Annotated in this window: 8 protein-coding genes and 1 tRNA gene; 3 read left to right on the forward strand and 6 right to left on the reverse strand. The window is 54.3% G+C overall.

Annotated features, from left to right (window positions below):
• Window positions 1-7: 7 nt before the first annotated feature.
• From DUT67_RS09090 to uca, 3 genes are all read left to right on the forward strand, one after another.
• Window positions 8-754: an urea amidolyase associated protein UAAP1 gene (locus DUT67_RS09090; RefSeq protein WP_048259772.1), complete on the forward strand. Its 747-nt coding sequence runs from the start codon at window positions 8-10 to the stop codon at window positions 752-754.
• Between the two features lie 11 nt (window positions 755-765).
• Window positions 766-1,401, forward strand: a complete 636-nt coding sequence (locus DUT67_RS09095) for an urea amidolyase associated protein UAAP2 (protein WP_048259773.1) — start codon at window positions 766-768, stop codon at window positions 1,399-1,401.
• 242 nt (window positions 1,402-1,643) lie between these two features.
• The gene (gene uca / locus DUT67_RS09100; protein WP_113631594.1) at window positions 1,644-5,246 is read left to right on the forward strand and encodes an urea carboxylase; all 3,603 of its coding nucleotides are present in this window, start codon (window positions 1,644-1,646) and stop codon (window positions 5,244-5,246) included.
• A 51-nt stretch (window positions 5,247-5,297) separates the two neighbouring features.
• Here the strand turns inward: uca and DUT67_RS09105 are convergent, their stop codons facing one another.
• From DUT67_RS09105 to DUT67_RS09130, 6 genes are all read right to left on the reverse strand, one after another.
• Entirely contained in the window at window positions 5,298-5,993 is a 696-nt protein-coding gene (locus DUT67_RS09105) for a lactate utilization protein C (protein WP_113631595.1), read from the reverse strand.
• A complete protein-coding gene (locus DUT67_RS09110; RefSeq protein ID WP_113631596.1) occupies window positions 5,993-7,414 on the reverse strand; it encodes a LutB/LldF family L-lactate oxidation iron-sulfur protein in 1,422 nt (473 codons plus the stop codon). Before DUT67_RS09110 ends, DUT67_RS09105 begins: the two co-directional genes overlap by 1 nt.
• A 9-nt stretch (window positions 7,415-7,423) precedes the next feature.
• Window positions 7,424-8,143, reverse strand: coding sequence for a (Fe-S)-binding protein (locus tag DUT67_RS09115; RefSeq protein ID WP_113631597.1), 720 nt, complete (start codon window positions 8,141-8,143; stop codon window positions 7,424-7,426).
• Window positions 8,144-8,188: 45 nt separating this feature from the next.
• Entirely contained in the window at window positions 8,189-9,742 is a 1,554-nt protein-coding gene (locus tag DUT67_RS09120; RefSeq protein WP_113627860.1) for an L-lactate permease, read from the reverse strand.
• Window positions 9,743-10,050: 308 nt separating this feature from the next.
• Window positions 10,051-10,127, reverse strand: a tRNA-Val gene (locus tag DUT67_RS09125).
• 499 nt (window positions 10,128-10,626) lie between these two features.
• Window positions 10,627-12,000 (reverse strand): MATE family efflux transporter, encoded by a 1,374-nt coding sequence (locus DUT67_RS09130; RefSeq protein ID WP_113631598.1) that lies wholly within the window; start codon window positions 11,998-12,000, stop codon window positions 10,627-10,629.
• Window positions 12,001-12,103: the final 103 nt, after the last annotated feature.

Below are 12,103 nucleotides of genomic sequence, written 5' to 3' on the forward strand. Positions count from 1 at the left end.
TTCTGTGATGACAGAGATACAGACATCGAAAAATACATCGACAGGCCGGTCAACGTTTGATGAAGAAACGGTGCCGGGCGGAGGCCATACCTCCTTCATCCTAAAGCGCGGACAGATTCTGCGGATCACCGATGTGGAAGGCGGCGGCAATGTGGGCTTGCTGTTGTTTAACGCGCACCAGACCAGCGAACGGTTAAACCTGCCGGACACTCTGAAAGGGCAACACACCGCCAAATTAACGGTTGGGCACTGCCTTTACTCCGATATGGGACGGGTACTGGCGGCGATCGTTACCGACACCTGCGGCTGGCACGACAGCATGGGCGGCGTGCTCAACGCACAGGAGGTGCATGAGAAATACGGGCAGGGACGCTATCAGGAACTACGCAACGGTTTTTTCCGTAACGGGATGGATAACCTGTTGGTCGAAATGGGGAAATGGAACCTCAATCTGCAAGATCTGCTGATGACGATCAACCTGTTCAGCAAAGTCACGGTGGATACACAAGGGCAGTTTCACTTTCACGCCAGTCATTCTCAGGCGGGTGACTACATCGAGCTGTATGTGCCGATGGACACGCTGGTCGTGCTGACGGCCTTGCAACATCCGATGGATCCCAACCCGACGTATGCGCCGCGTCCAATTGCACTCACCTGGAGCCGAGCAGAAGACGAGGATGTCGCCAAATACTGCCGTGAGTTCCGTGAGGAAAATGCACGCGCGTTTCACAATACCGAACGCGGTTACCTGTAAAGAGGCCGGATATGACGTTAATTGCCAGCAATAAAATAGCCGACGACGCGGTCTTCCGCCATGTCATCCCCGCCGGGGAACCCTATCTGTTTGAAGTCAAGCAAGGACAGACGCTGCGACTATTGGATTTAGAAGGCAATCAGGCGGTGGATACGTTGTTCTATCGCGTTGATAACCCACGTGAACGCTACGATCCACAGCGAACGCTGCGCCGTCAGAATAACGTCTACCTGACGACCGGTAGCGTGCTGTATTCCAACCTTGGCAATCCGTTGTTGACGATTGTCGCCGACACCTGCGGTCGACATGACACGTTGGGCGGTGCCTGTGCGCAAGAGAGTAACACGGTGCGCTATGCGCTTGACCGACGCTACATGCACAGCTGCCGTGACAACTTTCTCTGTGCCTGCCTGCACGATGGTCGTCTGAACAAGCAAGATATTGGCGCGAACATTAACTTCTTTATGAACGTGCCGGTAACGGCGGAAGGTGGGCTGACCTTCGAGGACGGTATTTCCGCGCCGGGGAAATACGTGGAGCTACGCGCCGAAACGGACGTCGTCGTGCTGATTTCCAACTGTCCGCAGCTTAACAACCCGTGTAATGGCTGGAACCCGACACCTGCGGAGGTGCTGGTATGGAAATGACGCCGGATCGAGACCGTGAAAAACACACGCGATGGCAGCGTGTGAAAGAGTGGCTAGTGAGTGCATTGGAAGCGAGAGCGAACCGGTATTCTCTGCCGTCAACGAGCCGTTCTCCGTCGGACAAAAACTGATGATTTCGGTGTGGTAGCACGCTTCTACATCCTTTGACCGTTACCGCGATGGACGACCATCATGCGGATCGCATTTCGGCGGGACGACCTGCCCTTGCATGAGTCTAGCGTATGTTCGATACACTTCTGATTGCTAACCGTGGTGCGATTGCGTGCCGTATTCTGCGTTCGCTGCGCGAGATGAACGTCTGTGGCGTCGCGGTCTATTCTGATGCCGATATCAGTAGCCTGCATATTCAGGACGCCGATGAAGCTATTAGCCTTGGAGAGGGCGCGGCGGCGCATACCTATCTGGATGTCGCGAAAATTTTATCGGCGGCGCAGCGCAGTGGTGCGCAGGCCATCCATCCGGGATATGGCTTTCTGTCTGAGAATGCGGCGTTTGCCGAAGCCTGTGAAGCGGCACAAATTGCTTTTGTTGGACCGACACCGCAGCAGTTGCGTGTGTTCGGTTTAAAACATACCGCACGGGCGCTGGCGAAAAAATACCACGTTCCGCTGCTGGAAGGCACTGAGCTGCTGGAAAATATTGATGCCGCTCTGTGCGCGGCGGCAAAGATTGGCTACCCGGTCATGCTCAAAAGCACGGCTGGTGGGGGCGGGATTGGGATGCGCGTCTGCTATAGCGCCATGGAACTGTCCGAGGTGTTTGAAACGGTAAAACGCCTCGGACAGAACAATTTCAGCGACGCGGGCGTTTTCATCGAAAAATATATCGAACGTGCCCGGCATCTGGAGGTACAGATTTTTGGTGATGGTCAGGGCGACGTGCTGGCGCTGGGCGTTCGGGACTGCTCGGTACAGCGTCGTAACCAGAAAGTCATTGAAGAAACGCCTGCGCCCAATCTGCCGGACGGCGTCGCTGACGCGCTGTGTTCTGCGGCAATCTGTCTGGCGCAGGCGGTGAATTACCGCAGTGCGGGGACGGTGGAGTTCGTCTATGACAGTGCGACCGATCGTTTTTATTTTCTTGAAGTCAATACGCGCTTACAGGTCGAGCACGGCGTAACGGAGCAGGTCTGGGGTGTGGATCTGGTGCGTTGGATGATTGAACTGGCCGCAGGGGATCTGCCGCCGTTGCGTGAACTGGCAGCCCAACTGAATCCGCGTGGTCATGCGATTCAGGCGCGTTTGTATGCCGAAGATCCGGGCAAACAGTTCCAGCCATCACCGGGATTATTGACGGAAGTCGAATTCCCCGCGTCAGAAGGACACAGTCTGCGCATCGATACCTGGGTGACGGCAGGATGCGATATCCCCCCGTTCTTCGATCCGATGCTGGCTAAGATCATAGCCTGTGCGCCAACCCGTGAGCAGGCGATGGCCGGGTTGGATCGCGCGCTGGCAGAGACGCGACTCTACGGCGTTGAGCACAATCGTGACTATTTACGTCAGATTCTGGTGGCAGAACCGTTTGCCAGCGGCCAGCCGTGGACGCGCTGCCTAGATAAATTGTCTTATAAGGCGACAACCTGCGAAGTGGTGAGTGCGGGTACGCAAACCACCGTACAGGATTATCCCGGACGTCTCGGATACTGGTCGGTCGGCGTGCCACCGTCGGGTCCGATGGACGATCGCGCGCTGCGTTTAGGGAATCGACTCGTGGGAAATCCGGCGGGAACGGCCGCGCTGGAGATCACGATGAACGGGCCGACATTGCGCTTTAACACGGATGCCGTGGCGGTTGTTACGGGGGCGGCGATTGCTATTGAGATGGACGGTCAGCCCGTCCCGATGGATCGCGTATTTGCAATACCGACCGGTGCCACGTTGCGTTTAGGGGCAATGCAGGAACAGGGCGTGCGCAGCTATCTCTGCCTGCGTGGTGGAATCGAGGTGCCAGATTACCTTGGCAGTAAAAGCACGTTCACGCTGGGGCAGTTTGGTGGCCATGCTGGACGTGCACTGCGGGCGGGTGATGTCTTGCACCTTGCTGCGCTGGCGGACAGACGTGTTGGCGACCGCCTGCCGGATGCGTTACGCACGACCTTGTCTGCGGTACGTGAACTGCGCGTGATTTACGGCCCGCATGCCGCCCCCGACTATTTTACGCCTGCCTATATGGACACTTTTCTCACCACCGAGTGGGAAGTGCATTTTAACTCCAGCCGCACAGGCGTGCGCTTGATTGGGCCGAAACCGGAATGGGTTCGCGACAGCGGCGGAGAGGCGGGGCTGCATCCGTCGAACATTCACGACAATCCGTATGCTATCGGTGCGGTGGATTTCACCGGCGATATGCCGGTTATTCTGGGGCCGGATGGCCCGAGTCTGGGCGGTTTCGTCTGTCCGGTGACGGTGATCGAAGCCGACCTGTGGGCGCTGGGGCAGCTTAATGCTGGCGATCGTGTGCGCTTTATTCCCGTCGATCTTGCCACGGCGCGTTCACTGGCATTAGCGCGTCATGCGGAGGTCGAACAGCTTGTGCCGATCAACATCGACTGGTCGCCTGCCGCGCTCATTTCTCCAGTGGTGCTGGATATTGGTGACGCGGATAAGCGGCTGGTTGCCCGGCTGTCCGGCGATACGCATCTGCTGCTGGAAGTGGGGGCGGCGGAGCTGGACGTGGCGCTGCGTTTTCGCGTTCATGCGCTGATGCTGGCACTGGAACAACAAACGCTCGATGGCATCATTGATATCACGCCGGGTATTCGCTCGTTGCAGGTGCACTATCGTCCTGAAACGCTGGCGTTGTCGCTTCTGCTGGAGGTGCTTTCCTCGCTATGGTTGGCCGTTTGCGCCCAGCAAAATCTGACCGTGCCATCGCGGGTGGTTTATCTGCCGCTGTCCTGGGACGATCCTGCCTGCCAACTGGCGATTCAGAAATACATGACCACGGTACGCAGCGATGCGCCCTGGTGCCCAAGCAACCTTGAATTTATCCGCCGCATTAACGAACTGGATAATCTCGATGAGGTTTATCGCACGGTATTTGAGGCCAGCTATCTGGTGATGGGTCTGGGTGATGTTTACCTCGGTGCACCGGTGGCGACACCGCTGGATCCGCGTCACCGTTTAGTCACCACCAAATATAACCCGGCGCGCACCTGGACGGCGGAAAACTCGGTGGGGATTGGCGGCGCTTATCTGTGCGTTTATGGCATGGAAGGGCCGGGCGGCTACCAGTTTGTCGGACGCACGCTGCAAATGTGGGATCGTTATCGCGACGTTGACGCCTTTGACGGTAAACCGTGGCTGCTGCGCTTCTTCGACCAAATTCGCTTTTATCCGGTGTCGGCTGATGAATTGTTATCTATCCGACGGGATTTCCCGCTAGGGCGTTATCCGCTGCGGATCGAGCAAAGTGAATTGGCGCTAAGCGCCTATCAGGATTTCCTGTCGCGGGAAGCGGAAGACATCGAGACATTCCGCGTGCGCCAGCGGGCAGCGTTTGAGACGGAGCGTGAGCGCTGGCGTATTGCCGGCCAATCGGTGACGGATAGTGTGGACGCCGCGATTGAGGAAACGAGTGAAACGCCGATCCAACCGGGGCAGGTCGGCGTGGAAAGCCCGATTTCCGGCAACCTCTGGCAGGTGGCGACGGAGGTCGGTAAGACGGTAGCTGAAGGGGAAACGCTGATGATCCTCGAATCCATGAAAATGGAGATCCCGATTCTATCGCCGCAGCGCGGCAGGGTTCGAGAAATTCGCTGCCAGCCTGGAGCGTCCGTTCGCGCAGGACAGTGCGTGGTGGTGATTGAGTCTCAGGGATAAGTCTTGCACCGGATCTTTGCAGGCGGCGAAATGAGGCCGCCTGCCCGAGTGTTAACAGTCCTCAACGATCAGATAGGCTGCGTTGATCGGCCCGTGCACGCCGACCACTTTGATCAGTTCAATATCGGCGGTGGAGCTCGGGCCACCAATAATATTAATGCACGATGGCATACGCTCGCCTTGTTGCGCCATGTGATGTAGGTGCTGCGCCAACTGCGCGATACGAGGTAACAATGTGCTTTTGCGCAGTACAAAGAGAGAGGATTCCGGCAACAGGCTGACGGCGCGTCCTCGTTGTGGTGCGGAAAATAGCACCACGCCGCCAGATTCTGTTAGGCCATACTCCGCGTAGACTACGCCGACCTTGGCTTGTTCCGCCAGCCGCAGGTTCTCTTCTCCCACACTGGGATCCCATACGGTGGCCTGACATTCACGCTGCAAGCATGCGGTGATCCCTAATGCCTCTAAACGCCGATCGTCGCTGATGATCACGGGTGCATGTCCGTATTTATCGCACAATTGCAGCGCGGCCTGCGCTGCGTCGGCTTCGCTGACGATTTCGCAGTGCGCTAGCATGACGTTAGTCGCGACATCGATAAACGCATTACAACGCTGCTGTACGCTCAGATCGGTTAATCGAGTACGAGCATGATGGCTGGCAGGCCTTGGCAACGGAGCGGGAATGTGGCGCACCTTGCGTCCGAGTTGGCGGGCAATATCGGCCAGAAAACTATCTCGGTTTTCCATTATTTCTTTCCTCTTGCCTGATGTTTCTTAAACCAGCTGCGGAAGCTTTCGCCGTCTGCATCTGGCAGGTCGCGCGCTTCCGTCCATTCACCGATAGCACCCATCTCAATGCGTGTTTTACCGTTTTTAATAAACCAGCCTGCGGCATGGGCGCCGGCGATCATTCCGACCTTCCACAGCATCGGGTGACTGTTGACGTAGCTGAAGAGTTTCGTGAAGCGCTGTTCGGCTTTTGGTGTTATTCCTTTTTCCGCCATGACACGCCGGTGTTTAAGAATCAGCGACGATAAAGGAATACGGACTGGACACACGGTATCGCAGGCGGTGCAGAGTGAGCAGGCATAGGGCAATTCTTTGAAATCTCGATAGCCGCCCAGCAAGGGGGAAATGACGGCACCGATCGGACCAGGATAAATAGAGCCATAACCGTGTCCACCAATATGACGATAGGCAGGACAGGTGTTGATGCAGGCACCACAGCGGATACAGCGCAGAATATCGCGGAACGCGGAGCCAAGAATCTGTGAACGACCGTTATCGACAATCACCAGATGAAATTCCTGCGGCCCATCAACGTGTCCCGCTTCCCGTGGCCCTGTCAGCCAGGTGTTATAACCCGTTAGGCGTGCACCGACTGCGCTACGCGCCAGCATGGTGATCAAGACGTCCACTTCCTCAAAGGTCGGCGCAATCCGCTCCATCCCCATCACCGCAATATGCGTTTTTGGCAACGTGGTACACATTCGCGCATTGCCTTCGTTGGTGACCAGACAGACCGAGCCAGTTTCCGCCACGGCGAAGTTACAGCCAGTCACGCCAACTTCCGCACTGAGAAAATCCTCACGTATCTTCTGACGAATGAACAGCGTCATGGCTTCTGGGGTTTCTGGTCCGTCATAGCCCAGCTTTTCGTGCAGTACCTTGCGGATCTGGTAGCGATCTTTGTGGATAGCCGGAACCACGACATGCGAAGGCGGATCCTGATCCAGTTGCAGAATATATTCGCCCAGATCGGTTTCGATAACCTCAATCCCCGCCTGCTGCAAGACGTGATTCATACCGATTTCTTCGGTGACCATCGATTTCGCTTTGACGACTTTTTTGGCATGGTTAGCCTGAGCAACCTGAAGAATGTAACGGGTGGCATCCTCCTTGGTTTTGGCGAAATAGACCTGTCCGCCGTTGTACGTCACTTTTTCTGATAGCTGATAAAGGTAAGCATCGAGATTGTTAAGTACATGCTCGCGAATCTGAGCGGCATGATCGCGCCACGCTTCCCAATGGCCTAACTCATCGACCATTTTCTGACGATTTGCGCCGATACGTTCCTGCGCGTTGGCAACTGCCTTACGCATGATGGGATCGTGAATCTGGGTTTGAATACGATCCTTAAATTTAACATCGCTGGTTTTTAGGCTCATATCCTCTCCTTAGCGGCTCATCAGAACTTCGGCGATGTGCATCACCTTGACAGGGTGGCCTTCACGCTGCATTCGGCCACCGATATTGAGCAGGCAACTGACATCGGCGCCAATCAGATAGTCGGGTTTGACCTCCATCATATGGCTGACTTTTTCTTTCACCATTTCGCCGGAAATTTCTGCCATCTTCACCGAAAATGTGCCGCCGAAGCCGCAACAGGTTTCTTCTGCCTTAAACGGCAGTAAGTGCAAATCCTGAACGTGGTTGAGCAGCGCGATGGGCTCTTCGCGCACGCCCAATTTGCGAAACAGGCTACAGGAGGGGTGATAAACCGCCGTCCCCGACAAACGTGCGCCGACGTCCGTTACGCCCAGCGTATTGACGATGAACGAGGTCAGATCCTTCATGCGTTCGGCAACACGTTCGGCACGCAGTACCCATTCAGGTTCATCGGCCAGATATTCGGGATAGTGGCGGATGGCGTTCATACATGAACCGGCAGGAGAAATGATCGGGTCGTCATTGTCCTCCAGCGCGGCAATTACGCTTTTCATACCGGGAATGGCGCTGTTGATATAACCGCCGTTGATGGCAGGCTGCCCGCAACATGACTGTTTTTCGGGAAAGTGCACGTTGCAGCCCAACTGCTCTAATAGCATTACGGAATCACGCGCCATACGGGATTTAAGGGCGTCACCAATACAGGTAACAAAAAAATTAACATTCACGACAGACTCCCATTACTCAATGTAGATGGATTTTTTATTGTGATATCAGGCCATAAACAGGTAGTACACCAGGCCGACCTTGAGCCCAAGAATGATGATATAGACGCCGCAATACTTCAGCGTACCGGACATAATCGCGCTGCCTTGTCCTTCCATGCGTGTTGCCGACACCGCGATCGCAATACTTTGTGGCGATATCATCTTGCCGCCAGTGGCCCCAGCGGTGTTCGCCGCAGCCAGCCAGACGGGATCAACATGCAATTTTTCCGCAGCCATAGTTTGCAACTTGCCAAATAGCACGTTGGAATTGGTATCGCTGCCGGTGACGAAAGTGCCTAACGCCCCAATCACGGGAGCAATAAACAGGTAGCCACCTCCGGTGACGTCCACCATCGTTTGTGCCAGCGTGGCGATCAGTCCGCTGACATCCATTACCGTCGCCATGGCGACGATGGCGGTAATCGCGATAATCGAATTTCTGAGCTGTTTTACCGTGCTGGCGAAGACATGCAGCATGGTCCCCAGATTCGCGCCCTGTATAAAACCGCCCAGCAGGCTGGCGATGATGATCAGGACGCCCGGAGTGGCAATCCAGTCGATCTTCAACTTCAGCACCTGTGTCTCCGTTAGGTGGAAGGGAATGACGGACGCCACTTGAGAGACGGTGCCTTTGATGGTGGGGAACAGCGGAGAACAAAGTAGAATAAAGGTAAAAATCAGGATGTAAATCGCACAGGCGCGTAGCAATTGACTGCCGGAATAGCCTGATAGGGACACGCGCTGAGCGCTGTCGATAAGGTAGGTGGTGTCGGTTTCTTTCTTACGGCATTTTGCCATTAACGTAACCGCAATCAGGCTGACTAAACTGCCTGCGAAGGCGGGCAATTCGGCTCCAAGATGGACGGCCACAATATACTGCGGCACCAGCGTAGTTACGCCACACACCAGCGTAATAGCGAACACACCGCGAATAGCTTTAATACCGCCGCCAATGATTGCGACGATGACAAAGGGAAGCAGTATGTTGAATAACGCCAGTTGCAGTACAACCGTGGCGCTTAATGTGGTGACCGGAAGATGAACCTGTTCCGCTAAAATCGAAACCGGAATACCGACAGCACCAAAGGCGGTAGGGACGGTATTGGCGACCAGTGATGCGATGGCTGCCTTCATCGGGTTGAAGCCGAGTGCGATAAGGATGCCGATGGGGATCGCAACGGCGGTGCCATAACCCGCAGCCGCTTCGAGGAAACCACCAAAACACCATGAAATCAGCAACACCTGAATACGTTTATCATCGCTGATACTGGCAAGAACATCCCGTAGCACATCCATGCTGCGTGTTTTTTGCATCAGGTTATAGCTGTATATCGCCCCCAGAATAACGATGATAATTGGCCATAAACCTTTCAGTGCGCCATAGCCTGCCGCTAACCCCAGCGTTCTTAGTGGTGTGTGCCAGAATAAGGCGGCGATCACGACGGTTAGCGTCAACGTAATGAGTACCGCGTGATGGATAGGCATTTTTATTTTGAGAATAAGAACAATCATGACCAACAGTGGGAAGCTACCCAGCAAAAAATATAAATAATCGTGCATAGCGGTGTCCTGACATCCTGATTTTAAGAAGTAAAAAACAAGGAATACCAACGTGGTGCTATATACACTTATATAATGAGTGGTTATTAAATAATTTTAGCTGAATCGGGTCAGATGAAACAAAGAAGCGCAAAAATGGTGTGAGATTAGTTACTTAATGGTTAATTTAGTTGCTTAAGTGGGGCTATTGGGAAACCGGTGTGCGGATAAACCGTCGAAAATAGCGACGTTTATTTCATCATAAATGGCGGAAGATGGAAGATGAACGGCAATGTAAAAGGAGTCAGTGGAGAAGAAAATACAAGAAATGGTGCGTTCAATTGGACTCGAACCAACGACCCCCACCATGTCAAGGTGGTGCTCTAACCAACTGAGCTATGAACGCATTTAGATAACGAACTGCCTGTCTGACAGCGAGGCGAATAGTAGCGAGCAAGGTGAAAACTGGCAAGAGGAAAAATGCAATTTTGTGCTCTTGCCAGCGTGATTGCTGTGGTTGTATCCGTTCCGCCGTTTTTTTCGACGATACCCGTCATACTTCAAGCTGCTTGTGCGTTGGCTGCTCTTAAATACTCGGCCCGTCGTGGGCCTCGCCCTAAAGGGCCGCTGCAAGCAGCGTTCAAATCCGCTCCCGGCAGATTTGTCACCCAGTCACTTACTTGTGTAAGCTCCTGGGGATGAAATGAGAGACTTCCTGTCTCTCACCGAAGGCCAGCCGTTGGCTGGTCAAATTCGTTCCCGACGAATTTGTCGCTCGGTTGCCGCATTACAAGGCCATAAATGAGCCTTGCCCTAAAGGGTCAACGCTTTGGCGTTGTTCAAAACGCTAGCGTTTTGTCACGCAACTCGAATTATTTAGGGTAGAAAACAGAGTGAAACGTTATCTAACGTGCTGCCCGCGCTAAGATTCGTGCGGCAGGCTGGCGCTGAAGAAAACGAATTCGCGTCACCATCATGACTGCTGCCGCTGTCAGACCAATGATGAAACCACACCAGAAACCCGCAGGCCCCATGCGTGGCACGATAACATCCGTCAACGCGAGTAGGTAGCCGCTCGGTAAACCTAACACCCAATACGCGGTGAACGTAATATAGAAAATCGCGCGGGTGTCTTTATAGCCTCGCAGTACGCCACTGCCGATCGCCTGAACGGCATCAGAAATTTGATAAACGGCAGCCAACAGCATGAGCTGAGAAGCCATTGCAACCACCAGCGGATCCTGATTGTAGAGTAGGGCGATAGGCTCACGTAGCAACGTGGTAAAAATGGCTGTGCAACCGGCTAACGCTACACCAGCCATGATACCTGTGTGCGCCGCAATGCGGGCGTTTTCAACCGAACCCTCCCCTAATCGGTGCCCGACGCGAATGGTAGTAGCGACGCCAACCGAGAGCGGGAGAACGAACATCAGAGAGCTGAAGTTCAGGGCAATCTGGTGACCGGCCACATCGACGACACCGAGCGGTAATACCAACAGCGCCACCACAGCAAACAGCGTGACTTCAAAAAGCAGTGCCAGCGCAATCGGTAAGCCGAGGCCAAACAGACGTTTCAGCACGGCAACATCTGGGCGGAATGCGGGGCGGTGGAGGCGGATATCGCGTAGCCAGGAAGCTCGTCGAGTGTAGAGCATCATCAACAGCATCATGATCCAGTAAACCGATGCGGTAGCCACGCCACAGCCGACGCCGCCCAGTTCGGGCATGCCAAATTTACCGTGAATAAAGATATAGTTAATCGGGATGTTAATTAATAGCCCGATGAATCCAATCATCATCCCGGGATAGGTTTTGGATAGCCCCTCACACTGACAGCGTAACACCTGATAGAACAGGTAGCCGGGAACGCCCCACAGCAACGCATGCAGATAACCGATGGCTTTTGCCGCCAGTTCAGGTGAATCGTCACTCATCAGATTAATCGCGTATTCCCCCTGATACAGCACCAGCATCGTCAGTACAGAAATGATGGCGGCCAGAAAGAAAGACTGTCGCACCTGATGAGAAATGCGATCGCGACGGCCGGAACCGTTGAGCTGTGCGACAACCGGTGTTAACGCTAATAGCAGACCGTGACCAAAAAGAATAGCGGGTAGCCAGATAGAGGTTCCCACTGCGACGGCTGCCATATCGGTGGCGCTATAAGCACCGGCCATGATGGTGTCAACCACACCCATCGACGTTTGGGACACTTGCGCAATAATGACAGGAACAGCAAGCGCCGATAATTTACGCGCTTCTGTCAGATACTGTTGCACGGATACCTTCCTTGAATGACTTAATTTTGCTAGCGGGATGAATGATCTGGATATGGAAAACGTCAAGAATAAAATGAGAGCGTTATTGTAACGACTTAATAAA

It is taken from the genome of Pectobacterium peruviense, assembly GCF_003312355.2.
Classification (GTDB): domain Bacteria; phylum Pseudomonadota; class Gammaproteobacteria; order Enterobacterales; family Enterobacteriaceae; genus Pectobacterium; species Pectobacterium peruviense.